Below are 24651 nucleotides of genomic sequence, written 5' to 3' on the forward strand. Positions count from 1 at the left end.
TCGTAGAGGACTCTGATTAAGAAGATGTGGTAGAAACAGAAGATTAATCCAATCTATAAGTTCTACAAATGTTGTAATAATGATTTTAATTCTTTTCATTTGTTCTACAATAGTTGTAGAAATATGAATCAAAATCTAGGAAACCTTGAAGAGACCATTCTTCTAATTGTGGCTGTAATGCCCGATGAGGCCTATGGTTATACCGTTTCGGAGTCTTATAGACAGTATATGAACAATCGCATTTCAATTTCAGCAGTGCATACGGTTTTGAAACGATTAGAAAAGAAAGGGCTCATTGAATCGAAGATGGGCGGAGCGACTGCTGAACGAGGTGGTAGAAGGAAGAGAATTTTTGAAGTAACCAAAGTCGGTCTTTCTACGCTGGAGCAAATTCAGTCAAACCGAATGAAGCTATGGGATATGATGCCAAAGCTTAATTTTTCTGCTTAGTGATTAGACCAACAGATAATATATCACCCCCAAACTGGGCCAACCGCTTCCTAGAGTGGTATTGTGCTAACAGTCTCTTGGATGAGATTCAAGGAGATTTGTTAGAAGCATTTTACTATCGACAGACGGAAGTGGGAGCCACCAAAGCCAAATGGTGGTTTGTTTGGGATGTGATTAGGTTTTTCAGGCCCTCATCATTTGGCAAAAGGTCATATAACTCAAATCAAATCGCAATGTTAAAGAATTACATGCTCGTTAGCCTGAGAAACTTCAGAAAGCAAAAAGGCTACAGTTTTATCAATTTGTCAGGACTTATAGTGGGGATCACGGCCTGTCTGCTGATTAGTCTCCATGTGTTGGAAGAAATCACATATGATAATTTTCACCCAAAAGCCGATAAAACGTATCGCGTGGTCATGGATATGTACGGACAGGGGGAATTGAAAACTAAAAGTGCGCCTGTATATGCCGCTGTGGGTCCTAATCTACTTACCGACTTACCAGAAGTCGAGATGTCTGCGCGCATTTTACCTTTTGGTGGTGGCGTATATAGCGTGCGTCAGGATGACGGTACATTGATTCGATATAATGAAGACAAAGCTGTACTAGCAGATGAGAACTTCTTCGATATGTTCGGTTTCAAGTTGATTGATGGTGATCGGCAAAACGTGTTATCACAACCGAGTCAAATTGTGGTGTCTGAATCTACAGCTAGACGTTACTTCGGTAATGAAAACCCTATAGGACAGTCAATATTTTGGCGTGGTACTACCGAATTGAAGGTGACTGGGGTTTTTGAAGACTTTCCTGAGAATTCGCACATGCAATTTGAACTCATTACTTCTTTGAAGACTTGGGGAGGATATGAAGATTTTATTAGTAACTGGGGTTGGTACGACTTCTATACGTTCGTGAAAGTCGCGGATGGTGTCAGTCAAGATGCCTTGGATCAGAAACTTGAAACCTACCTAGACGGCAAGAAGGCTGAGGTTTATGCGCAACGCGGCATTAGAGAAGTACTCTGGTCACAACAAGTAGGAGATGTACACCTTGAGTCTATTGGACTTAGCTGGGATATGGGCGAAAATGGCGGAGGACAACAAATCTACTTCTTAGTCATTATCGCTGGGTTGATACTGATTATTGCTTGGGTAAACTATATTAATCTTGCTACGGCACGTGCTATTAAGCGTGCTAAAGAAGTGGGAGTACGTAAAGTTGTTGGGGCAGGCAAATCCAATCTTCTGATTCAATTCTTAGTCGAGTCTTTCCTGTATAACCTGTTCGCTGTGTTGGCTTCACTTGCTCTGGTTGCCTTGCTCAGGCCTTTGATCAATCAGGCAATGGATATTACACTAGAACAATCATTGCTGTTTGGTCCGACAGTCTTAGGGGGCTTGTTCATACTCGTGCTGATCGGGACACTCTGCTCTGGCTTATATCCAGCACTGGTACTCACCTCATTTAATCCTGTGGCTGTCTTGAAGGGTAGTTTAGGAAATGGAAAAAAGAAGTTTGGCTTTCGCCAATTACTGGTTGTCTTTCAATTCACAGCTTCTATAACACTAATACTTGGGACCTTTTTGGTAATCAAGCAGCTGAATTATATGCGGAGCTATGATCTGGGAATCGATCTTGAACAAACACTGGTCTTACAAGCACCTTCTTCCGGAACCAGTGATGATGACCTTCAGAATAGAATCCAGGTTTTTAGGAACATGCTTGAAGGGATGCCTGAATTAGAAGGCTTCACTATGTCGAGCAGTGTACCAGGCATTGAAAACTTTAGTATCAGTGGATTTAACTCCAAGTATTATCCTGAAGAGCTTAGAGATTGCTATAGAGTGGGTATTGACGATGACTTTATTCAACTGTTTGACGTAGAGCTTATAGCAGGAAGATCCTTTTTAAAAGATATGCTTACCGATACAGCAGCTGTGGTACTGAATGAGGTCGCTGTTAAGCATATGGGTTTTTCAAGCCCTGAGGAAGCCATCGGTGAGAAAATTAATCCAAATAGGCCGAATGAATCGACAATAATCGGGGTGGTGGGCAACTATCATCAAGCGACTATCAAGCAAGGCCTGGACCCCGTTATATTCAGTTATAACAGAAGAAGACAGGCAGCTTATTATGCAGCCAAAATCAGCACTAACGACTACGCTGGTGTACTTTCAAAAGTGGAGAACGCCTGGGACGAAATTTACCCTGATAACCCTTTTGACTTCTTCTTTTTGGATGAACGTTTCGATCGGCAGTATAAAGCTGACCAGCAATTCAATACGGTATTCATTGGCTTTGCAGGCCTTGCCATTTTTGTGGCTTGTCTGGGGCTTTTTGGGCTGGTTTCATTTACTACCGAGCAATCAAGAAAAGAAATTGGTATTCGTAAGGTCCTAGGGGCATCTTCTCAAAAACTGGTGCTACTTCTGGCTAAGGACTACGCAAAGCTTATTCTGATTTCGATAATGCTTGCGTTTCCTTTGGGTTATTATCTAATGCAGGAATGGCTCAAAAGCTTTGCCTATCAAACTCGCATTGGCGTAGAGATTTTCGTTTTGGGTGGCCTGATGATTTCGGTGATTGCGTTTATTACGGTAAGCTTCAAATCGTTTAGTGCAGCCAATGGGAACCCAGTGAGTGCTTTGAGAGATGAGTAGAAAACTATTGATCCTATTATTGCTGATTGTCACCTTTTCGCTCAAAGGACAAGATACTGTCAGAACTAATTACCCTGGTTCTGAAAAAGTATGGAAGAAGGTTTTCAATGGGGCTAAAAAGTCTCAAGACCTAATTTATTGGGAGAATGGTAGAGAATGGATGACTGCCAAATATGATACTGCTGATGTGGAATACTGGAAATGGTATCATGAAAATGGGAACCCTTATTTTGAGGCCACGATTATCAGAGATGAACTTCAAGGTCTCTATAAGATTTGGTATGAGAGTGGCCAATTGGCAGAAGAAATAACCTTTCTTAATCACCTTGAAGATGGTCCTGCTATTTTTTATTACCGGAATGGCACAATTGCGGCAAAAGGGAGTTATCACAAAGGCAAAATGATAGGTGATTGGAAGTTTTACGATAAGGACGGCTTATCCTTTAATGGTAAATGGGTTTGGCCATTTGCTGCTGATACTTCCAGTCTTAGAATGGAGGGACAAATAAAAGACCACCAGCGTTTAGGATCTTGGAAGTATAGGACAACAGCTGGTGGTAAAAAGCCCAAAGTATTTATTGAGGAGTATTAAGGAAAAGCGGTTTATCTTTTGTACACCACTTTTCCACCCACAATGGTGTAATCAAACTGAGCTTTCAGCCATGCCGAAGGCTCAGTTTCAAACAGATCGGTGTCTATGACTGTAATGTCCGCAAGCATCCCTTCCTTGATTTGGCCCTTTACATCTTCTTCGAAAGTAGCGAATGCCGATCCCTGAGTGTAGGCTTTGATGGCTGATTCAAGCCCAATTCTTTGCTCAGGAAACCAGCCTTCCTCAGGTAGACCATTCACCGTTTGTCGGGTGACGGCAGCGTATAATCCGTAGAGTGGATTAATAGGATAGTAACTGGCGTTAGTTCCTGGCCAATCAGAACCGAAAGCCAGTTGGCATCCGGCATCTTCAAGCGTTTTGAACGCATAGGCACCTTTACATCTTTCATGTCCTATCCGTTCTTCCATCCAACGCATATCATCTGTGACATGATAAGGTTGAACTTCTGCAATGATATTTCTTCCTGCAAAACGTTCAAAGTCCTGCTCGGCAATCACCTGAGCATGGACTAAACGAAACCTTCTGTCTTTGGCGCCATTTACCTGATCGAGAGTATCTAGCACATCGAGTAAGATTGAATTGGCTTCATCTCCAATGGCATGTACCCTTAACTGAATACCACCGCTATCGGCTTGGATCAGCATTCTTTTAAATTCGGGAAGGTTTTTAGAGAACTCTCGCCATCCTCCTCGCCACATGTAGTTTTCGATTGTATTATCAGCATATGGTTCAAAGAAACGAGCGGTTCGACCTCCCATGATACCGTCAATATGACTTTTTACTGTACCGAAGGTGATGTAGTCATCTCCAGCTGGCGCAGGGTTTTCACCCCAGTCTATTACCCAGCCTTGCTCCATCATATTGTAGATTTCGCTCAAACGTGAAGGGCTAAAATTGATTCTTGTAATAAGTGAATCCCTTTCCTGTAAGTACTTATAAATATCAACCCGATCCAGTGGCGACATGTCTTGGACTGTGGTAACACCCCATTTAGCACACTCTTCCAGGGCTCGCTTTGACTCGGCAAGCTTTCTTTCAAAGGAGCTCTCGGGAATTTGTCTTAGCGCACTAGTGAGAATATCCCCTTTAAGAATACCGTCCTTGGATTCAATCCCGAGGTAGTCGAGTGCTATGGCATTGGCCATGCCTTCTGTCCGGTCATACTTGGTCACTAGTACTGGATGGTCTGGTGTCAATTCATCGATGAGCGTTCTTCGTGGCTGCCAGTCTTGTTGGTTTCTATTACTTCCTTCGGAGCCCATGTTCCATGCCTCATAGGCTCCCCAATCACCTCGTGTGATCCAACTTCCATCGGGTAATCTATCTGTTGTTTCTTTTACTCGGGCAATAAAGGCTTCATCGTCATTCACATCCAGCAGGTTAATACCCAAGAGTAAGGCTCCGGCTTGTGAAAAATGTACGTGAGAGTCATTGAAGCCAGGAAGTGTAAGTCTTCCTTTTAAATCAATTTGCCGGTCTGCCGAAGGGTATCTGTTGCCGTTACCAACTTTGCTGATTTTATCTCCTTCAAGCAATACCCAATCTGCCCATGGCTGAGCATCATTGCCCGTCCAAACCTTTCCATTAAATAGGAGCAGAGATTCAGAGGAGGCTTCTACGGATTCTGTGTTACTCCCGCATGCTGAAAGTATGGCACAAACGATCAATACAATGAGATGATTTTTGAACTTCATGGCTATTTGGAATATTTGTTAGCGATTTGCTCAAGACTAAGCTCGATTTCTCGACTAGGTAGCCATTTTCCTCTAACCATTACACCAGATTGTTGACGCATATTGGCAATGTTTTCAAGAGGGTTTTGGTCTACCAGGATTAGATCTGCGTCAGCTCCGATGACAATCGTACCGTATTTTCCCGGGTCACCAAAGAAGACAGCTGGATTGGCAGTTCCTGCATACAATGCTTCGTAAGGAGTCAGTCCGCTTCTGACCATGGCATCGAGTTCACGTTGAATGGAAAACCCTGGTACATTAAAAACTTGTGGAGCATCAGAACCTAATAGTATTTTGACGCCTGCCTCATGCATTTGCTTAATAATATCCCTTCTGATTTGGTTGAACTTCAGTGCCTGATCTCCTTTATAATTAGGAGCCCCAATAATTCCCTTCTTGGTGCGAACCCAGTTATTGAGTGTCCTTGGGTTCATGTATTTCATTTCTGGGTTCTTAGCGATAACCTCAGGGTCTTCTGGACCAATCCATCTCTCCATCATGGCTTGGGTAGGAACTATCCAGACATCATTTTCTAATGTGAGTTTTACAAGCTCCTCGCTGATATCGGTGTCTACAATGTCTGTAAAATTGACTCCGAAAAAACCATTAGCATTGGGGTTCACACGAATAGAGGAAGGAACCATCCCTTCGATATAGCCATCTACATGGTCGATCGAAGCGTACTTAGCTTCGAGGGCTCTTCTGACCCCAACTCCTGTACTGACATGGCCTGCAAAGGGAATCCCAACTTCGTTTGCAGTGGTGACCACGGCATCGAAATTCACTCGTGTCAATCCAGGGTGCATTTTCAAGAAGTCATAACCCGCTTCTTTCTGAGCGCGTACTTTTGTTTGCGCTTCTTCAACACTCCTCACGGAATTGCCATTGATTGAAGGTCCGGAAGTATAGATTCGTGGACCTAAGATTTCTCCTGATATTACTTTGTCCCTCAATTCGATATGATAAGGCTGACCTAGCATTCCTCTAATGGTGGTGATACCATTGGATAGATAGAGAAATAGGGTCTCTTGAAGTAAATCCATATCTCGATTACCAGGAATATGGGCGTGCATTTCGGCTAGGCCAGGCATTAGGTACTTACCCGTACCATCTACTACTGTGCCCGCAAGGTCTGCGGAGATGTCTTCAGAACTGCCTATGGCGAAAATTTTTCCTTGTTTGATTAAGACTGTTTGATTGGTTAAAACTGTCTCCGACTCCATAGTGATCAGGTTCACATGGGTAAAGGCGAAGTCAGCTTCTTGCGCTTGGGTATAAGAAACCACCAAGCATATGGAGATTAAAAAGTAAAGCTTTCTCATGATGATTAGATTCTGGTCTAATCAAGATAGTAAACTTAGGCTGTATTTGGGATGTGTTTTATTTGATTGGGGTTGAATCATAAATGCTGATGATTCAATCAACCGCTATCATAGTCTCTAGCAGAGGACTCTCAATTAAGAGAGGAGTTTTGATTAATCCTTTATCAGAGTCCCTTATAGGAGACTCTGATTGAGACTAAGGTAGTCTTAGTTTTTCATCAGTGAGAGCTTCAAAGACTGATCCGATTGTTTCCTTATCTAAAAGCTCTTTGATGCCCATATCAACTAGTTTCCCTTGAAGTATTTGACGCCAGTTTTTCTTGGATAGCTTTTTGTTCAGGCTTTTTAGTTCTTCTAATTCCTCAAAAATGATTTCTTGGCCATGTCCAAGACTCTTGAGCCTAATGATGATCTCATCAATTCTTTGATCAATATGTTTCTGTGAGGTACTTTTTCTCTTGGTCTCTTGAGTTCTTGTTTTCCTTTCTATATAGGCCGCACCAGTTACAGTGATTTTTACCCAGGTGTTATGAAACTCCTTCTGAGAAACGTACTTCTTTTTTGTGAGGTGATTTGCTAATTCCTCCGGTTCGTCATCTCGATAAGGAATTGAATTAAAGTAGAGGATGTCTTCTATTGAGTAATAGAGGTTATTAAAATCTCTATTAATCTGATAAAGGATGAAATCAAGTTTGTCTTGAATAGACTTAGGCTTTGATTTAGTGCTTTTTGATAAGAGGCCACCTATCATTGGAACGAGATTTTTTATATAACTCAGGTTACTTACTTTAATCTCAAGGTCTTCAAAGGACAACTCTTCTTGGTCATAAATGAATTCTGATAGAGGGTCAGTGTTCTTCCTTTGAAAAATCTTAATGAATTCTTCTCCATCAGGCAATAGTTCTTTTCGTAAGAAACTGATTACCTGCGTTTTCCAAGTTGTTTTATCTTTTAGGAAAGAGTAGCTGTTTTTTATTTGACAGTCCGTAACTATCAACTGACCATACTGGATAAGGCTGTCTAATTTGGTTACGAAATGGCTATGATCTTCTTTGAATTTTAAATTCATGTAATAATGAGTAGCCTATAGTTTTCATCAATACCCAGCTGCCTGACCATCCTTTCTAGATTCTGAGGCTCCATAGTAGACTTTGTTCTTGTCGTCCCACATAATGGCCTGGTAGCCACCATAGCTACCTACATTCCAAGACATTCTATGTCCCATGAGCACCAGTTTTCGGATTACCTCGTAGTCGATCCCGCTTTCCAATTGCAAGGTGCCACCATTAGTCATGACTTCACCAGTTGGCTGAGATGACCCTGTATGCAGAATACGCGGTGCATCGCCTGCTTCTTGCAAGTTCATTCCAAAGTCGATGAGGTTAATTACAATCTGGGCATGACCCTGTGGTTGTGTTGCACCGCCCATTAGGCCAAAGCTCACCCAAGGTTTACCGTCTTTGGTAATAAAGGCAGGGATGATGGTATGAAAAGGTCTTTTATGAGGTGCATAGACATTGGCGTGTCCTTCTTCCAGAGAGAATAGTTCTCCTCGATCTTGTAGGATGAAACCTAGGCCAGGAGGGGTCATTCCAGATCCCATACCTCTATAGTTACTTTGGATAAGTGAGACCATATTGCCATCCTTATCTGCTACAGTCATATAAATAGTGTCGCCATCTTTAAGCCTACCCGCGGGAACAGAACGAGCTGCCCGGTTTGGGTTAATGAGTTCTCTACGCTCTGCTGCATATTCATCAGAGATTAACCAATCGACAGGCGTTTTGTAGAAATCCATATCGGCATAGAATTTTGCTCTGTCTTCAAATGCCAGTTTTTTAGCCTCCGTAAAAGTGTGAATGTATTCGGCACTACCGAAACCCATAGATTTTAGGTCATAGCCTTCTAGTATTTTCAATTGTTGCAAGGCGGCAATTCCTTGGCCATTAGGAGGGAGCTCCCAAACATCGTAACCTCGGTAATTCACAGAGACAGGTTCAACCCATTCGGATGTATGATCTGCAAGGTCTTTTTCAGACAAGAAACCTCCCAGTGTTTCCATATAGTCAGCAATGGTCTTGGCCACAGGGCCTTTATAAAAGGCATCACGACCTCCTTTGGCAATTTTATCTAATGTACTCCCAAGTGCAGGGTTTTTGAAAACCTCACCTTTTTTAGGCGTGCTGCCATTTGGCATGTAGACTTCTTTAAAACCGGGAAACCTTTGAAGGTTTGCTGCACCTCTTTCCATATACCAGGCGATCAGCTCACTTACCGGGAAGCCGTTGTTAGCATAGTCAATCGCTGGCTGAAGGATTTCTTGCATACCGAGAGAACCGAATTTCTCGTGTAACTCGAACCAACCGTCTACAGCACCAGGTACCGAAACAGGTAGCGGGCCATAAGCTGGAATACTTTTGTAGCCGTTATTCTTGAAATACTCAAGAGTGAGATCATAAGGCGACCTGCCGGATGCATTTAGCCCGTGGAGCTTTTGTGTTTTACTATCCCAAACAATGGCAAAAAGATCACCGCCAATCCCATTGCCAGTAGGCTCGACTAGGCCTAGGACTGCATTGGCCGCAATGGCCGCATCAATCGCATTACCGCCTTTCTTTAATATGTCCAAAGCGACCTGAGTAGCCAGAGGTTGACTGGTTGCGGCCATTCCGTGCTGAGCTATAACTTCAGACCTTGTGGCGAATTTGTGGCCAGTTATTCTGTCTTGTGCTGTTGCACCGATGGTTGATGCCAATAGTAAGGCGACTATGAACTTCTTCATCTGAGATTTAATTAGTTGGTAATTTCTGCTCCTCCGAAAACAACCAGTCCTTTGATATATAGTTTTTCCGGGTTCTCTGAATTGTCTTGAATGACTCGTTTGTCAGTCATGGCTCCGAAGATGCTGGTGACCCTTAATTCTACATTCCAGTCCTGGGGGACTCTAATTTTGCTTCCACCAAAAAGGTAGAAGATTTCTATGTTGGCAGAACTTGGGGAGAGTTTTGATGTAGTGAGGTCTATATTGGAACCACCAAAAATGGCAGTTAGATTCCCTCCTTTAAAATTTTGACTGTTGATGACCTTATCGCCTCCACTAAAAATGGCAGTATCATCAATCAAATCTCTGTCTTGCACGTTCCCATCATCCATACCTTCTGCCGTTGACGTTTTTCTTCTAATAATTGTAACTCCTATTATAATGAATACTATAGGCCAAAGATCCCAAATCGACACATCAATATAGAACCAGTCATCAATTACGAATATGAGCCCTATAGCAAAGAGTATTCCCCCAACACGTTTGTTTTCGTCTGTGAGTATCAGAAAAATACCAACGAGCATTAAGATGTTTTCCCATTGATAAATGTAACGTCTGACATGCCATGGGATGATATCAAAATTATTCATCGCGAAGACCAATCCGATGGTAATAAAGATGATTCCTAGAAGAGTTGTCTTATTGAGTTTATTCATTTGAGCAATGTAAAATTTAAATCTAGAAAACTAGAAAGCCCCAAGCAAAGATCAATTGATTAAAGGTCTGTCTTTCTTATTTGAATTCGGTCAATTCTTATTTACTTTTGGCATCCCTTAACCACATGCGCACGTGGTGGAATTGGTAGACACGCCACCTTGAGGGGGTGGTGCATTAACTTGCGTGGAGGTTCGACTCCTCTCGTGCGCACAAGAGCTCCTGTTCAGGAGCTCTTTCTATTTAGGCTCAATGGTTCTAACAGAGTTTTTCATGGAGATTAATAATTCGTCAAAACCGGCTATCCCAGACAATAATTTTGTCCTTTGAGTTGTTTGCAAAAGGATTATTGTATCAAAAATCATCTTTTTATACATGCAAAAGTTTGCCATTTGCATGGGGTTTTGGTCCAAAAGTCCAAAAAAACTGCTCTCAGCAACGGAATTAGGTGATTGTAAATTGTGAGAAATCGTTAGTTATTACATATATTTGAAATACCTAACATCAAAGGACTAACTTATTTTGACTACGCGTCTTCCCAGCCTCTGGAGATTTCTCTCCGTGACTGTGATTGGTGCATTAATTGGAATTCTCACCATTTCACAGGTGAACGCCCAATCTAATGTGCTCAACACTGGCTTTAGACTCGACTTCTTGAAGTCGAGAGAGACTGCGTCTGTCGATGATGAAGTGGTCAGCAACGTAGTGAAAGCTGTCAATAATACTTCTAAACCTATTCGTTTCAGTGTCGATTTGGCATCCCCTCAAGGATGGAAAGTCATCAATGATGTTAATAAGATTCACACTGTAGCTTCCAAAGACTCCATGTTTATACCCATTAGGCTTGTCCCATCAAGGGAAACAGCGGGTAATGTGAACTATTTTATAAGTGCCACAGCCTATTCTGAATTTGGTAATGCACTGGCATCAACTCCTTGGACACTAGAGATTAAAAAGATTTCAGCATGGAAACTCTCCGTTAGCGACCGTCAGGTAGTGTTTCCTAACGATTCGGATAGTTCTCAGGTAAGAGTCAGATTACAAAATAATGGTAATGCTGTAGAAGACATTCGTGTTACGTTTACCCCGGACGTGAAGCTTCAGGTCATGGATGAAAATGGTAAGGCTTTTAGGGATAACACTACACTATTGAAGCTGCCTGTGGGTATTGATACTTCCTTTATGGTAAAGGTTAAAGTCTTGGACCGAAAAGAAAAGGGATACTTCTTTACCGATCGGCCAGATGATGAAAATACCAATCTCGATGAAAAGCGCTTGTTTAGACTTCAAATTCAGGCCGCGAATCCAGAAAATAAAAAACAGGTCAAGGGTAGAAGAGTTGACTTTGTGAAGCTAAGTGAGAAGGTAAAGTTTGAGAATGATAAAGGAAGCTCGATTATCCCACTTTCCGTAGAGCTTAATTCTTATAACCTATTATCCAACTTCACAAACTTCACTTTAGACTTTAAGGGAGAAGCTGATTTGGGTAGACAACGTCACGTTAGATATAACTATCAGGCGATCGTTACCAGTAATGTAGTTTCAGGTACGGACTTTTTACCGTCTAATAGGTTCCTTCAATATGCATCACCCAAGCTTTTGGTGGCTGCTGGTAATATAGGAGAGAATATGGGACTCTTATTAAATGGCGAGGGTGTTAAAGCCCAGGCTAGGCTTGGAAAATTTGAGATTGGTGGTATTTACGTTGGAAATTCCAATAGAAACGGTAGGCTAGCCGCTAACAACCTAAAGTTTTATGGTGCTAGACTGGGGTACAGATTGAAGAGAAATTCCAATATAGAGGTTCAAATGGTGAACCGTAAAGATGAGTTCAATTTCAAAGATGGTGATCTATATCGATTGAAGGTTGATCACAGAATTTCTAAGTATCATAATATTGGTTTAGCCGCTGGTATCAGTAATGAGACAGATACTTTCGATCCAGATAGTGTTTTTGAAGTGTCAGGTTATGGTGCGGAACTTCGGTATGGTGGTCGTGTTGGAAAACTGAACATAGCTTTGACAGGTAATTACAGTTCGCCCTCATTCCTGGCACTACAGAGAGGCTCTAAATCCGGTAATGTCAATTTGAGGTATACCTTGAAGGATAATAGATCTGTTAGCCTAAGAGCTGCCATTAATGAATCCAGACCTGTATCTATCATCAGGGGTTTTACATTCGACAATGATCTAAGGAGAAGGAATATCTATGAATTACGGTATGAATGGAGAACAGAATTCGGCACGGTTAGACTATTCCCTAGATATACAGATGAAGAGCTACTAGGCTTACAAATTCAAAATTCTGGAGCTGGCTTGAGTTATTCTTCTGGAGGGAAACGTAGAGATTTTAGATTGTTTTCCAAGTTCTTCGCAGGCTTCTCGAAAGTTCCTGGTTATGAAGATATAGATCCTTACTTGGTGGCTCAGTGGGAGAATCGTCTGAAATATAAAAACCTCAATGCCGTTGTGCGATATAATTATGGACCTGCATCGATAACGGACAACTTTAGAATAGTAAATGACGGATTAAACCCACAATCTGTTTTTATTTCAGCATTTGCCACAATGTATTTCAGAAAGATTGGTCTTTCAATCCGGCCAAGATTCAATTCTTCTTATGAGTCAGTTCTTGCCAGGTGGAGGGTAACCGCATCCCAAGACTTGTCTTATTATGCCAAGAGTGGATACACGTTTACATTAGGCACTGAACTTCTTATGATCAACCAAGGGGAGAGTCCGTTGACATCTCTTAACGCTCAACAAGGAGTAGATGGAGTCTTGAGTACTTTTAAACAGTCTAACTTCTTTTTAAGAATAGGAGTAAAGAAAGATTTTGCTTTTAGAAGACCTGGGGTAAAGAGCTATAAAATCAAAGTTGCGGTTTTCAAAGACCTGGATGGCAATGGTGTCAGAGACAGTGGTGAGGACTTTGTACAAAATGTATTGATCAAAATAAATGGTAAGTCAGCCATAACAGGAGCAACTGGTTCGGCCCTTTTTGAGAACCTAAACATGGGAAGCTACAGTATAGAGTCTCAGGTACTAGGGGATTCCGAAGGATGGTTTAATCCTGATGACACACCTTTGGTACTCGCTAAGGATGAGACGGTATTCATACCATTGACCCGAGGGGTACAAATAAATGGTAGAGTAATTGTACAGAAAGCTACTTACTCTGCTTTGGTCGAAGAAGTCGATTTGGACGAGATAAGGATTTCTGCAGTCGGTGAGGACGAAAGAGTATACTCAGGTCTTACTGATGGGTCAGGAGGGTTTAGAATATTTGTTCCATTTGGTAAGTATACAATCAGAGCCAGTGGAGCTGGGATTGATAAGAGATTACAGTTTGCTCAAGACAACTACTCGTTAGAGATTAATAACTCGAATGCCAATTATCAATTGACATTCTATTTAATAGAAAAGAATCGCAGGATAAATATTAAAAAGTTTGATAATAATTAATTCAAATATGTCAAGGTCTAATGTTTTATTGAATGTAGTAAGAAGTTTAGGGTTCGTGCTACTTATAATGTTAAGTACAGGTCTGGATGCTTTCGGGCAAAAGATTTCTACATCGCCAACACGAATTAACTTCAAAGTTGCTCCCGGAGCATCTGCCAGCGGAAGGATCACTGTGACTAATAGCTCGAATGAGATGCAGGGGTTTCAAGTAAACTTTGGTGATTTCAAGGCAACACTTCAGGGTAAGAGTGAATTCATGGGTAAAGGAGAGGTGAGCAGAAGCTGTGCCGATTGGTTGAGTGCAACTCCCTCAGTATTTCAATTAGGTCCAGGTGAATCTCAAGATGTCAGAATACTAATGGATGTTCCTGCGGACTCATCAGCACTACTGGCTAGGTGGGCAGTTGCCTATGTAAGGCTAGCACCTCCTGAAATAGAAGGGAAGGATGGAGAAACATTAACGGTTAGAGTGAATCAGTCTTATAGGTTCGGAGTATATGTTTTTCAAACACCTCCTATGGTGACTGAATCCAAAGGAGAGATTCTATCTCTAGATTACTCTGATGATCTATTTACTATTGAGATGAAGAATGCAGGGGAGACCTTCTTGCGTTGCAACTCATATATAGAATTAACGAGTCTAACCACAGGTCAGACTGAACGAATAACTACTAAAGGATTTACAATGCTACCAGCGGGAGTCCGCAATACTGTCTTTTCTATTCCACCTGATCGAATTAAACCAGGGCGCTACTCCGTACTGGCTGTGATGGACTATGGAAATAGGGAAGAAGTAGAGGCAGCAGAAATGGAAATTTTAATACCACAAAAAGGAAATCAACATTAATAACATAAATGGCAGTTGATCGAATGAAGCTTATTTACTTGATTATAAGGCAGTCAGAGAAAAAAAGATCAGTTTTTTTTGCTGAATGTTTTTATATATGAAAATAAGTCCATATATTCACATGTCGAAACTTTTAACCTAAACATTATTATTATGAAAAATGTATTTAAACTTAGGATGTTAGCAGTAGTTGCTGTTGCTTCCTTCACATTAAGCTCAAGCGCATTTGCTCAGCTTCCTACAGACAACGAGAACGTTTACGTTTCTTTGGAGCTGCAAGGTGTTCTTGATTTGACTTTATTGACGGATCCTAACGTGGATTTCATCTTCAGTACTATTCCTCAGTATGTGGATGGTATTACTAAGACTAACGTAACTGAATTGAGAGTTGAGTCTACTGTACCTTGGGATTTACACGTAAATGCTGAGACTGCGACTTGGGAACAATTCACTACTTACTCTTTAGCTGGTAGCCCTTCTGTTCCTTCAAGTATTATTGGAATCAGAGCTATTGATGCTGCTGGTAACTCTCTAATTGGAAGTGGTTTTACTTCATTAACTGGTACTGACAACCTTGCTATTATTGGTGACGGTGGTATCGTTGATGCTGGTGATACTCCAGGTGCTGCAGGTACTTACCTGACTTCTCCTAACACTCACCAATTCAGAGTAGACTACAGACTTTCTCCAGGATTAGATACTTATCAGGCCGGATACTACGGAATGAATCTTATCTATACTTTGGCAGAAGATCTTTAAGAAGAAGAATAGAATATTTAATAAAATAACCTTTACTAATACGTAGTAAATAAGTTAGTTCGATTTATGTTGATTGGTAAAAGGGGTAACATTATTGTTACCTCTTTTTATTTTCATAACTTTAGTCATGCTGCGACCGATAATATTATTAATGGTTCTGCATATAACAGTCTCTTTTGGCATCTCTGCGCAGACATTAAATCTGGAGATAACAAAAGGAACTGATCTGTCCTTCACCTTTAACACCATTCGCCAATACACAAGTGGTGTAGTTCTGGGTAATGCGACAGAATTCACCATAGACACAACTGTTGACTGGGACTTATATGTAGGTACTGAAACATTTAGTGCGGGTGAGTGGGACTTAATAGAGACCTACTCTAGTTCCGGTACTACCTCTATTCCAGTCAGTATTCTTGAAATACGTGCTGATAGCCCTGGGCGTACTTCCCAGCAATCCTCCTTTTTTGCTCTTCAAGATATTTCTACTCCTACTTACCTGATAGGCTCCACTGCAAATGACATTTCTATTGGTACCGGAGTTGGTACTAACGATCCAGGTGATCCAATAGCCGATCCTTTTACTCATAAATTTCGTGTGAGTTATAAACTTACTCCAGGTATTAACTATGCTCCAGGTATTTATAGTCTTACCGTAGTTTTTACAGTTGCCGAAGATTTATAGTACTCCCTTCCTGTTCAATTACAATCCTTATATATTCGTGGCATAACCTTTTTGCTATGAGTATTAATGTGTCCCTACTTAAATCTATTTGTGAAATAGCCGGTGCCCCTGGTTTTGAAAAACGTGTTCGTGACTTGGTCATTCAGGAAGTAAGTCCCTTGGTTGATGAAGTCTCTGTGGACAATATGGGTAATGTTGTTACGGTAAAGAAAGGCACTAACAACCCAGAGGGCAAAAAGGTGATGGTAGCCGCTCACATGGATGAAATTGGCTTCATCGTCACACACATCGATGAAAACGGTTTTGTACGCTTCCATACGTTAGGAGGTTTTGATCCAAAGACGTTAACAGCTCAAAGAGTGATCATCCATGGAAAAGAGGATGTTATTGGCGTTATGGGTAGCAAGCCAATTCATGTCATGACGGCAGAAGAGAGAACAAAAGTTGCTAAGACTGCCGACTACTTTATAGATCTGGGTATGTCAAAAGAGGAGGTGGAAAAAGTGGTTTCAATTGGCGACCCAATTACTCGTGAGCGTGAGCTTATTGAAATGGGGGATTGTGTCAATTGTAAGTCCATAGATAATCGAGTTTCCGTTTTCATATTAATAGAAGCGATGAGAGCCTTAAAAAACCAACCTTATGATGTCTATGGTGTTTTCACTGTTCAGGAAGAAGTTGGTCTTCGCGGAGCGAATGTTTCCGCCCATACTATCAATCCGGACTTTGGTTTTGGGTTAGACACAACCATAGCTTTTGATTTGCCAGGCGCACAGCCTCATGAGATGGTTACTGAGCTTGGTAAAGGAGCAGCAATCAAGATTATGGACGCTTCAACCATTTGTGATTACCGCATGGTGGCTTACATGAAGAAAATTGCTGACAAGAAGAACATTAAATGGCAGCCAGAAATTCTCACTGCTGGTGGTACTGATACTGCAGGCGTTCAAAGAATGGGTAAGGACGGTGCCATTTCAGGGGCTGTTTCCATTCCAACAAGACACCTGCATCAGGTAATTGAAATGGCACATAAAGAAGACATTCAGGGCGCGATTGATCTTTTGGTGGCGAGTCTGGAGAACCTTGACCAGCACGATTGGTCTCACTAGGCTTTCGTAAGCCTGTAACCAAAGTATGCGGCTAGCAATCCAATAATTACACTAAGCCCTATATAGAGGATTGCTTGGAAGGGCTTATTCGAAATGAAAAGTGTATGGCCCTGATGGGCGAAAGTTGAGAATGTGGTAAAACCACCACAGAAGCCAGAAATGAGTAGCAGGTTAACGGAGGTGTTGATTAGTCTTTCCTGTTCTGCATAGCCTGCGAGTAAACCCAATAATAAGCATCCTAAAATATTCACTACAAAGGTGCCATAAGGCTCAAAGTTGTCAATTTGCCTATGTAGTGTTTCCTGAAGTAGATAGCGCAGTGCACTTCCTATACCGCCTCCAATGGCCACTATAACGAGGTTTTTAAGCATTATTCTTTTACCTCCTTCTTGGGTGCTTTTCGCTTAATATATTTATAAACTTTATCGTAATCGCTGTTTTCCTGATTGCTCAATTTGACGTAGCCTTTATTCAGGAAAACCAGTTTTAGTTGTTTGAACTCGGTCTTATTTGTATTGACGATGGTCTCTTGCCAAGCACCTAGGTTGCCAATATCTTGAACTGTTTTGAAAAACCTGAAGGGGTAGTAAATATGGACTTGATCACGACTGATCTTGATGACCTTATAGCCAAAAAGAAGTTTTGAAAGGAGTATAGTAGTAGTCAAAACCAAAATGCCGAACACAATGTATCGCCATGTCCCTTCAGGATCACTTAATATTTGACGTAAGAAGTAAAGCGATCCAAAACCACAAACCAAAGTAAAAACGACAAGGGAAAAGATGGTGGTCCTTTTTGGCTTAGAAACTATCATTGAGACGAATTAATTAAATCTTCTCGGAATTGAGAAATGTGTAGTTCAATCTCTTTGAAAAAGTCCTTGAACTCATTTTCAAAGCTATCATGATGTTCATATAAATCCTGAATGGCCAATTCTAGCTTCGATTCAAACTTTGTGCGCCTTGATAACCCTTGAAGGGCCCGATGAATACCCTCAGGTTTGGCGTAGTTAACCAACCAATTCCCTTTGATCATATAGGGAAGCATATGCTGACCTCTTGGAGGAATCACATCCCAATGTGCTTGCATGGTGTCATAACTTGCTTGCACAAAGTCTTCTAGTGATACATCTGAGTACAAATGGAAATTCTTCGCCAGAAAGTGGTCATAGTACATATCGACAATCACTCCAGAATAATGTCGGTATTTACCTCTCAATTTATCCTTACTCAGGCCAACAATGGGATGAGCATCTGTATAAAGGTCGATTTCGCGATGTAGCAGCACTCCCTTTGCTATCATTGGGGCTAGTTCTTCGTGCTGTTTGCCTTTTACAAAGTCACCAATAAAGTTGCCAACCTTTAATTGCTCATGGTTACCAGAAAGATATAAGTGGGCTAAGTAATTGATGTCAATGGTTTTGACTAAAGGTATTAAGGTCTGTAACCATTAACAATGCTTACTTCCTAAAGAAATTCTTCACGTTTAGGTAGTCGATGAAGTATACCAGTCTGATGGTGATGGTATCGAAGTTAGGTGCAGATAAAGTATTGTCGAAATTCTCGAAAAAATTGAGTTGTGTATTAAAGTCATTAGTACCAATAGATCTTTTCCAGATGGCCCTGATTTCACTACCGGGTAGAAATTGCCAGTTATACTCCATGTCGATATTAAATCTGTTGAAATTCCTGTCATGAAGTGGATCGTTAGTGTCAGCGTCTAAGCCTGTATAATCAGATTCTAAGAGTTCACCGTCTTCAGTCAGCTCCAGAAAACGACTATATTCCACTCTATCCCAATTGTGTCTTAACCTAAAGGTAACCCCCATTCGATTACTGAAGATGTAACGAGCATCAGTAATGTTGGTCAATGTTTTCCTATCTCTTACACCAAAGATTACATCGGTCAGTTCTCCGGAGTCATTGTACAAGCGAGTAGCATAGCCACGATTATTCTTTCTATTCAACACTTCAACGCGATGACTAATTTCCGCCCTTTGTCCAATTCTAATAGTCCCTGATACATTGAAATTTTGCTCTACAAAATCCCATTCAGGACGAATGTTTACTCTGTAGCGCCCATTGCCGCTCAAGAGCTTTCTACCATCAGTTCTTAACGAGACGGAGTATCGCTGGTTGTTAGGGCGGGTGAAGACATAACCACTGGTTCTTGCTTCAAAGAAGTCATGACTCGCTCTTGGACTACCGCCTACCTCAGCTGACGCTGACCAGAAATTCTTGAAACGCCCATTGAGGTTCAGGTTTACAAACATGTTTGTAAATGTATTGGGCTCATAGAGCTGATTGAAGTTTCCGTTGAGCCTTATTGACCAGTTATTGAAAATACCTTTTGGACTAAATTGATTGTAAGACACTTGGCCGCCATGTTCAATTCGGTTGGCACGTCTTAAAAATCCTAAGTCGTTAATGTCGTAATCATCCGTCTCAACATTTCTCCTCACATTAAATTGAAAGTTGCCCCTCGTTTTGGCAACACTTAAGTTGTATTTGTAGCCTGTTTTGTTTGAACTCGTAGCTGTTTCCTCATTATGAGAAATTACCTGGCTGTACCCATAAAAGCCACCAACTTGCCAAGACAATGTCTTGTCTCTTAGGTTCAAGTTTAAACCCGTCACATTGGCATCATCAGCATTTTTTCCTCGCCAAACATTGGAGTTAGTAAGGGTTACACTCGAGTTGTTTTTTAAGTTTTGGTCTAACACCAATAAGTTGAAGTTGGTGAGCGGATCGGCCTCTACCTGTCGAACTGTTCCTGTTTCGGAGTCTTCTACTTCGACAAAGGTTCTGTCAGTAACCGCATTGAAGAAGCCAATGCCAAGCCCGCTATTTGTTCTTCCTGTGATTTTGCTCGCGTTGATCAATTGGGCTGCAGCAGGTCTGGAGATAATGCTTTCGCTTTCACCAAGGGTTTCTGTCACATTCCCAAACGATTCTCCGATCCTGCGAGAGTAAAATAATCCTGCTTTGTTAAATAACTCTACGCCCTCTGTGAAGAATTGCCTTTGTTCATCGAATCGTACCTCAAATGGAGAAAGATTTAGGACTTGATTATCAGACCGAACCCCACTGAAATCTGGGATAAGGGTCATGTCCAGTGTAAAGGCGTCATTGATGCCGTATTTGATATCCATACCACCATTTAATTGAGGCGTGGCAAAACCGGATTCGGTAGATCGACTGATTACTGTCGACACATAGGGGTAAAAGAAAAGCCTTGTCGGTGTCTCGATATTCTCGAGATTGGTTACCTCACCCGCTTGATTTAAGAAACCATTAATTTCTGGGTCAATTGGATTCCAAAATGAGTCTTCATTCAAAAAGGTAGACTTTCGGAAGAAATTGATGCCCCAGTCTTGAATGTCACTCGATTTGAAGCGAAGCACGGCAAATGGAATTTTATACTCTACCGTCCAGTGGTCCTCAAAAACTTTCGTGCTTGAAAGCCATACTGCATTCCAGTCGTTATCATTTCTCCAAATTCTTTCATTACCGCCATTTGAGTAAAGGGCATCGTATTGCACACCAGCCACCGTCACGAACAAGCCTACGCCATTGAGGCCTGCCTTAAAAGGATCTATAACTACACCGAAATAGTCGGAGTCACCGATGTTGTCCCTATTCGTCAGAAGGTTAAAAACCTGATCTTTTTTCTCGTAAAGTTTTGCTGAGATATAAATGGCCTCATCATCGTACACAAAACGCACTTCTGATTTTCTGCCCGAGGCAATACCTGGTGAAGGGCGTCTTTGAACAAAGTCGGTAAGTACGGGAGCACATCCCCACGAAGCTTCATCAAATATGCCGTCAACCTTTATTTTGTCAACAGCCCGTACAGCTTCGAATGATTTCTTTTGAAGCTGAGTGTCTTGACCAAAGACATTTAAAGAGCAGCAAAACACTGCTAGCATGAGGATACTATTTCGAACCGACCTTTTTACCATACCAATGTATCAACAGACAAAGGTGTCATTTGTTCTTCGAGACAGGAAAGAAAATTATCCTAAAAGACCGTTTTTTGGTGTGAGCGGTAGGAGAACGATAAGTGATTGTAAATAAGAGATTTATGTTCTGTAATGGCTTGTTAACAGAAGGGCAATTATTCTTTGTTTTTTTGATGAAAATCAGTGTTTCATTTTGCGGATAAATTGGAGGGCGGAACATTGTTTTGTGTATGATTAGAGGTATGATTTTGATATGACAAATGATCTCCTCTTTTTTGAGGCATGGATCCCTATGGAACTGCCTTAATCGACTTTATTAAGAAGGACGAAGTCCCTCCATTAATACTTCATAATTCTTATGGAGAACCCGAAGAAATGCCGTTATGGTACTTTTTTCGGGAATATGACGAAATGCCAGAGCTGGAAAAGATGGCTCTTTCAATTTGTGAGGGACATGTCTTAGATATTGGAGCAGGTACCGGTAGCCATGCTATTTGTTTACAACAGTTGGGATACGAAGTCACGGCAATTGATATTAATCAGCAGGCAGTCGATATTATGCAAGAATCAAAGGTCAAAGAAGCTAGGCGAGTGGACTTCTTTGATATCGAGGATGGTCAATACGACACATTGATCTGTTTGATGAACGGCATTGGTTTTATTGGTAAAATCGATCGGTTGGAGGCTTTCTTAAAACAAGCGGATAAACTTTTAAAGCCCGATGGTCAAATAGTGTTGGACAGCAGTGATGTCAAGTATCTCTATGAAAATGAAGTCGTACCTAAGGATCGATATTATGGAGAGGTCAGCTTTCAATATGAGTACAAAGGGAGCAAAGGAGAATGGTTTGATTGGGTATATTTTGATAAAGATACATTAGCCACAAAAGCATACGAACTGGGTTGGTATGTTTACTTCCTACACTCTGATGAGAATGGTCAGTACCTTGCCCGTCTAATTAGGGTTTAAGCATTAGTCGATATAAGTATCTCGAAGCTAGGTTAACATTGAGTTGTTTCAATTTTAAATTGAAACATTCTACTATTTAATTAGTTGAAACAAATATGTCGAATGTCAAAACCTAGCTTTTATGAAGTTCTGCTTTTCCTTCCTTTTATTCATGTCTATTGCTACTACGCTATTAGGCCAAAGTAGTATAAAGGGTAGGGTCAAAGATGAAAAAACAGGTCAGCCTATTCAAGGAGTTCATGTTTTTGTCAACGGCACACAATTAGGCGCGCTCACTGATATAAATGGTTTTTACAAGATTGATGGAATTAGACTAACTGAGTTCCGTCTGATATTTTCCTTTGTTGGCTATGAATCAAAAGCGTTTGACATAGAGAATTTCAAAGGACTAATTACGGTTGATGCTGCGCTGAAGGAAAGTGCTCGTTTTTTGGGGTCAGTTGAGGTCAATGCAAAGAAGAATCGGAGAAGGGAGAGGTATCTTCAAGGTTTTAGGGAATTCCTATATGGTGAAAATTACGAACCCAGTCTGATTGAAATTGAGAATGAGTATATGCTTGATTTCAAAGGCAGGGGCGGTAAAAAATTTGTAGTTGAGGGCGAGCCGGTTTTGGACATAATTAACAGCCATTTGGGTTACAAGATTTATTTTCAGTTAACTGAATTTGAATATGGCAAAAATTACCTCTATCACGGTTATTCTCAATTCATTGAGATGGAGTCTAAAAGCGAAACTCAAAAAGAGGAATGGCTCAAAAATAGGAGTAGAGCTTATCTAGGTTCAATGCGACATTTTTTTAAATCCTTGATTGAAGATAGGATACAACAAGAGGGTTATGAGGCTAGTATGACAGTATACAATGCGGATTTTGAATCAAATGATAATTGGCTGCGTCAGACTAAGAACTCAATCGCATTGGCTCCTCGAAATCGTCCGGTGGAATCTGTGGATAAGCGAGATATAGAAAAAGATTCAAAAGAAAATTACATCATTTATCTTGTTTCAGAGGGTCTATATGAGATCGATTTTGAAGATATTCTTGAGGTTTCCTTCTTGGGGAAACAAGATTCTAAGACATCTCAAAAAAGTCAAATCAAATTGAAAGAGCCACTGTTTGTTTACCAGAATGGTGTGGTTAAGAATCCTGGAGCGATTGCTTTAATGGGTTTTTGGTCTAAAAGAGGAATTTACGACCTCTTGCCGACAGACTACGTGCCTGTTAATTGACTCATGTCTGAAAATGTTTTTTTACATTGATCAAAAATCAATGTCATGTTAAAGCATTTTTTAATCTCATTTTCTCTAGTCTTTTTTTCTTGCGCAACTTCCTTTGCCCAGCGGACCATACTTCATTGTGGTAACCTGATCGATGGTAAAACAGATGATATCCGTTCCCAAGTCTCAGTAATTATTGAAGGAAATAAGATAGTGGCCATAGAAAGTGGTTTCACACGAGGGGGGTCAAATGACAAAGTCATAAATCTTAAGCAGCAAACAGTGATGCCTGGCCTCATGGATATGCATGTGCATATAGAACATCAGAACAGTCCTGCGAGACAGGTTGAGTCGTATACGTTAAATCCGGCAGATGTGGCCTATAATGCGCAAGTCTATGCCGAAAGGACCTTGATGGCTGGCTTTACTACAGTAAGAGATTTAGGAGGAAGTGGTGTTAACGTGGCTTTGAAAAAGGCGATTAATGCAGGTAAAGTAAAAGGTCCTAGGATTTATACTGCTGAGAAAACTATTGCCACCACTGGTGGACATGGAGACCCTACAAATGGTGGAAAAATAGCTCTTTTGGGAGACCCGGGACCTAAAGAAGGTGTCATTAACAGTGAAGCAGATGCTAGAAAGGCAATCAGACAGCGCTATAAGAATGGGGCGGATGTAATTAAAATTACAGCCACTGGCGGTGTGCTTTCAGTGGCTAAGGATGGGCAGGGTCCACAGTTTAAAATGGACGAGTTGAAGGGGATTGTTGAAACTGCCGAAGAGTATGGCTTTGTTACTGCTGCTCATGCCCACGGAGATGAGGGTATGTATAGAGCTGTTTTGGCAGGGATTAACTCCATTGAGCATGGAACATTCATGTCTCAACGTACGATGGATCTTATGATTGAAAAAGGGACCTACTATGTCCCGACTATTTCTGCAGGTAAGTTTGTGGTCGAAAAAGCTCAGATTCCGGGATATTTTCCAGCGGTAGTAGTACCCAAAGCCTTAGAAGTAGGGCCTAAGATTCAAGGTACTTTTGGAGAAGCTTACAAAAGAGGTGTGAAAATAGCGTTTGGTACAGATGCTGGAGTATTTCCGCATGGAGAAAACGGTAAAGAGTTCATGTATATGGTAGAAGCAGGTATGGCTCCAATGGAAGCGATAAAGTCCGCTACAATGACGGCCTCACAACTTTTAAGAATTGACGATCAATACGGAAGCATTGAAATTGGTAAAGTGGCTGATATTATTGCCGTAGAGGGTAACCCACTAACAGATATATCAAATATGACGAAGGTTAAATTCGTAATGAAGGGTGGGGTGGTTTACAAGGACTAATTAAGTCCGTTCACTTTGTATGCTAACCTATTGAAGGTGTATTTTC

At 41.2% G+C, this 24651-nt stretch carries 20 protein-coding genes and 1 tRNA gene; 12 read left to right on the top strand and 9 right to left on the bottom strand.

Annotation, left to right across the window (positions count from 1 at the left end; genetic code table 11):
* Window positions 1-123 precede the first annotated feature (123 nt).
* From BFP97_RS18400 to BFP97_RS18410, 3 genes are read left to right on the top strand one after another with little or no spacing between them, the layout of a single operon-like run.
* Window positions 124-450, top strand: a complete 327-nt coding sequence (locus BFP97_RS18400) for a PadR family transcriptional regulator (RefSeq protein WP_069843826.1) — start codon at window positions 124-126, stop codon at window positions 448-450.
* Window positions 450-3110, top strand: coding sequence for an ABC transporter permease (locus BFP97_RS18405; protein ID WP_083262657.1), 2661 nt, complete (start codon window positions 450-452; stop codon window positions 3108-3110). Before BFP97_RS18400 ends, BFP97_RS18405 begins: the two co-directional genes overlap by 1 nt.
* Window positions 3103-3702: a toxin-antitoxin system YwqK family antitoxin gene (locus BFP97_RS18410; protein ID WP_069843827.1), complete on the top strand. Its 600-nt coding sequence runs from the start codon at window positions 3103-3105 to the stop codon at window positions 3700-3702. The genes BFP97_RS18405 and BFP97_RS18410 overlap by 8 nt, the downstream gene beginning before the upstream one ends.
* Before the next feature lie 11 nt (window positions 3703-3713).
* Here the strand turns inward: BFP97_RS18410 and BFP97_RS18415 are convergent, their stop codons facing one another.
* The 5 genes from BFP97_RS18415 to BFP97_RS18435 form a co-directional block, all read right to left on the bottom strand.
* Window positions 3714-5417, bottom strand: a complete 1704-nt coding sequence (locus BFP97_RS18415) for an amidohydrolase (protein WP_069843828.1) — start codon at window positions 5415-5417, stop codon at window positions 3714-3716.
* A gap of 2 nt (window positions 5418-5419) precedes the next feature.
* Window positions 5420-6778, bottom strand: a complete 1359-nt coding sequence (locus BFP97_RS18420; protein ID WP_069843829.1) for an amidohydrolase family protein — start codon at window positions 6776-6778, stop codon at window positions 5420-5422.
* Window positions 6779-6974: 196 nt separating this feature from the next.
* The gene (locus tag BFP97_RS18425; RefSeq protein WP_069843830.1) at window positions 6975-7847 is read right to left on the bottom strand and encodes a hypothetical protein; all 873 of its coding nucleotides are present in this window, start codon (window positions 7845-7847) and stop codon (window positions 6975-6977) included.
* Between the two features lie 27 nt (window positions 7848-7874).
* Window positions 7875-9560, bottom strand: coding sequence for a gamma-glutamyltransferase (gene ggt / locus BFP97_RS18430; protein WP_069843831.1), 1686 nt, complete (start codon window positions 9558-9560; stop codon window positions 7875-7877).
* Window positions 9561-9571: 11 nt separating this feature from the next.
* Window positions 9572-10255: a LiaF transmembrane domain-containing protein gene (locus tag BFP97_RS18435; RefSeq protein ID WP_069843832.1), complete on the bottom strand. Its 684-nt coding sequence runs from the start codon at window positions 10253-10255 to the stop codon at window positions 9572-9574.
* Window positions 10256-10382: 127 nt separating this feature from the next.
* Between BFP97_RS18435 and BFP97_RS18440 the strand changes: the two genes are divergently transcribed.
* The 6 genes from BFP97_RS18440 to BFP97_RS18465 all read left to right on the top strand — a co-directional run bounded on the left by BFP97_RS18440 (window position 10383) and on the right by BFP97_RS18465 (window position 17118).
* Window positions 10383-10466 (top strand) — tRNA-Leu (locus BFP97_RS18440).
* Between the two features lie 309 nt (window positions 10467-10775).
* Complete coding sequence (locus tag BFP97_RS18445) at window positions 10776-13718, top strand: hypothetical protein (protein ID WP_139135370.1); 2943 nt, start codon at window positions 10776-10778, stop codon at window positions 13716-13718.
* Between the two features lie 7 nt (window positions 13719-13725).
* The gene (locus BFP97_RS18450; RefSeq protein ID WP_139135371.1) at window positions 13726-14565 is read left to right on the top strand and encodes a molecular chaperone; all 840 of its coding nucleotides are present in this window, start codon (window positions 13726-13728) and stop codon (window positions 14563-14565) included.
* 153 nt (window positions 14566-14718) lie between these two features.
* Entirely contained in the window at window positions 14719-15324 is a 606-nt protein-coding gene (locus BFP97_RS18455; RefSeq protein WP_069843835.1) for a hypothetical protein, read from the top strand.
* Window positions 15325-15475: 151 nt separating this feature from the next.
* Complete coding sequence (locus BFP97_RS18460) at window positions 15476-16009, top strand: hypothetical protein (RefSeq protein ID WP_069843836.1); 534 nt, start codon at window positions 15476-15478, stop codon at window positions 16007-16009.
* A 56-nt stretch (window positions 16010-16065) separates the two neighbouring features.
* Entirely contained in the window at window positions 16066-17118 is a 1053-nt protein-coding gene (locus BFP97_RS18465; RefSeq protein ID WP_069843837.1) for a M42 family metallopeptidase, read from the top strand.
* On the opposite strand, the gene crcB is transcribed toward BFP97_RS18465, so the two are convergent.
* The 4 genes from crcB to BFP97_RS18485 form a co-directional block, all read right to left on the bottom strand.
* Window positions 17115-17489 (bottom strand): fluoride efflux transporter CrcB, encoded by a 375-nt coding sequence (gene crcB / locus BFP97_RS18470; RefSeq protein ID WP_069843838.1) that lies wholly within the window; start codon window positions 17487-17489, stop codon window positions 17115-17117. The two genes, BFP97_RS18465 and crcB, sit on opposite strands and share 4 nt — an antisense overlap.
* Entirely contained in the window at window positions 17489-17932 is a 444-nt protein-coding gene (locus tag BFP97_RS18475) for a hypothetical protein (protein WP_069843839.1), read from the bottom strand. The genes crcB and BFP97_RS18475 overlap by 1 nt, the downstream gene beginning before the upstream one ends.
* Window positions 17929-18420, bottom strand: a complete 492-nt coding sequence (locus tag BFP97_RS18480) for an ACP phosphodiesterase (protein ID WP_255399511.1) — start codon at window positions 18418-18420, stop codon at window positions 17929-17931. Before BFP97_RS18480 ends, BFP97_RS18475 begins: the two co-directional genes overlap by 4 nt.
* Before the next feature lie 157 nt (window positions 18421-18577).
* Window positions 18578-21046, bottom strand: coding sequence for a DUF5916 domain-containing protein (locus tag BFP97_RS18485; RefSeq protein WP_139135372.1), 2469 nt, complete (start codon window positions 21044-21046; stop codon window positions 18578-18580).
* A 315-nt stretch (window positions 21047-21361) separates the two neighbouring features.
* Here BFP97_RS18485 and BFP97_RS18490 point away from each other — a divergent pair, with 315 nt between their 5' ends.
* The 3 genes from BFP97_RS18490 (at window position 21362) to BFP97_RS18500 (ending at window position 24605) form a co-directional block, all read left to right on the top strand.
* Window positions 21362-22048, top strand: a complete 687-nt coding sequence (locus BFP97_RS18490) for a class I SAM-dependent methyltransferase (protein WP_069843841.1) — start codon at window positions 21362-21364, stop codon at window positions 22046-22048.
* Window positions 22049-22169: 121 nt separating this feature from the next.
* Window positions 22170-23276, top strand: a complete 1107-nt coding sequence (locus tag BFP97_RS18495) for a carboxypeptidase-like regulatory domain-containing protein (protein ID WP_083262659.1) — start codon at window positions 22170-22172, stop codon at window positions 23274-23276.
* A 45-nt stretch (window positions 23277-23321) separates the two neighbouring features.
* Window positions 23322-24605, top strand: a complete 1284-nt coding sequence (locus BFP97_RS18500; RefSeq protein WP_069843843.1) for a metal-dependent hydrolase family protein — start codon at window positions 23322-23324, stop codon at window positions 24603-24605.
* Window positions 24606-24651 lie beyond the last annotated feature (46 nt).

This window comes from Roseivirga sp. 4D4 (genome assembly GCF_001747095.1).
Lineage (GTDB): Bacteria > Bacteroidota > Bacteroidia > Cytophagales > Cyclobacteriaceae > Roseivirga.

Coding starts and splice junctions, on each gene's coding strand:
- BFP97_RS18400 (WP_069843826.1), top strand. CDS start 124: ATGAATCAAAATCTAGGAAACCTTGAAGAGACCATTCTTCTAATTGTG.
- BFP97_RS18410 (WP_069843827.1), top strand. CDS start 3,103: ATGAGTAGAAAACTATTGATCCTATTATTGCTGATTGTCACCTTTTCG.
- BFP97_RS18415 (WP_069843828.1), bottom strand. CDS start 5,417: ATGAAGTTCAAAAATCATCTCATTGTATTGATCGTTTGTGCCATACTT.
- BFP97_RS18420 (WP_069843829.1), bottom strand. CDS start 6,778: ATGAGAAAGCTTTACTTTTTAATCTCCATATGCTTGGTGGTTTCTTAT.
- BFP97_RS18425 (WP_069843830.1), bottom strand. CDS start 7,847: ATGAATTTAAAATTCAAAGAAGATCATAGCCATTTCGTAACCAAATTA.
- ggt (WP_069843831.1), bottom strand. CDS start 9,560: ATGAAGAAGTTCATAGTCGCCTTACTATTGGCATCAACCATCGGTGCA.
- BFP97_RS18435 (WP_069843832.1), bottom strand. CDS start 10,255: ATGAATAAACTCAATAAGACAACTCTTCTAGGAATCATCTTTATTACC.
- BFP97_RS18450 (WP_139135371.1), top strand. CDS start 13,726: ATGTCAAGGTCTAATGTTTTATTGAATGTAGTAAGAAGTTTAGGGTTC.
- BFP97_RS18455 (WP_069843835.1), top strand. CDS start 14,719: ATGAAAAATGTATTTAAACTTAGGATGTTAGCAGTAGTTGCTGTTGCT.
- BFP97_RS18460 (WP_069843836.1), top strand. CDS start 15,476: ATGGTTCTGCATATAACAGTCTCTTTTGGCATCTCTGCGCAGACATTA.
- BFP97_RS18465 (WP_069843837.1), top strand. CDS start 16,066: ATGAGTATTAATGTGTCCCTACTTAAATCTATTTGTGAAATAGCCGGT.
- crcB (WP_069843838.1), bottom strand. CDS start 17,489: ATGCTTAAAAACCTCGTTATAGTGGCCATTGGAGGCGGTATAGGAAGT.
- BFP97_RS18475 (WP_069843839.1), bottom strand. CDS start 17,932: ATGATAGTTTCTAAGCCAAAAAGGACCACCATCTTTTCCCTTGTCGTT.
- BFP97_RS18480 (WP_255399511.1), bottom strand. CDS start 18,420: ATGATAGCAAAGGGAGTGCTGCTACATCGCGAAATCGACCTTTATACA.
- BFP97_RS18485 (WP_139135372.1), bottom strand. CDS start 21,046: ATGCTAGCAGTGTTTTGCTGCTCTTTAAATGTCTTTGGTCAAGACACT.
- BFP97_RS18490 (WP_069843841.1), top strand. CDS start 21,362: ATGGATCCCTATGGAACTGCCTTAATCGACTTTATTAAGAAGGACGAA.
- BFP97_RS18495 (WP_083262659.1), top strand. CDS start 22,170: ATGAAGTTCTGCTTTTCCTTCCTTTTATTCATGTCTATTGCTACTACG.
- BFP97_RS18500 (WP_069843843.1), top strand. CDS start 23,322: ATGTTAAAGCATTTTTTAATCTCATTTTCTCTAGTCTTTTTTTCTTGC.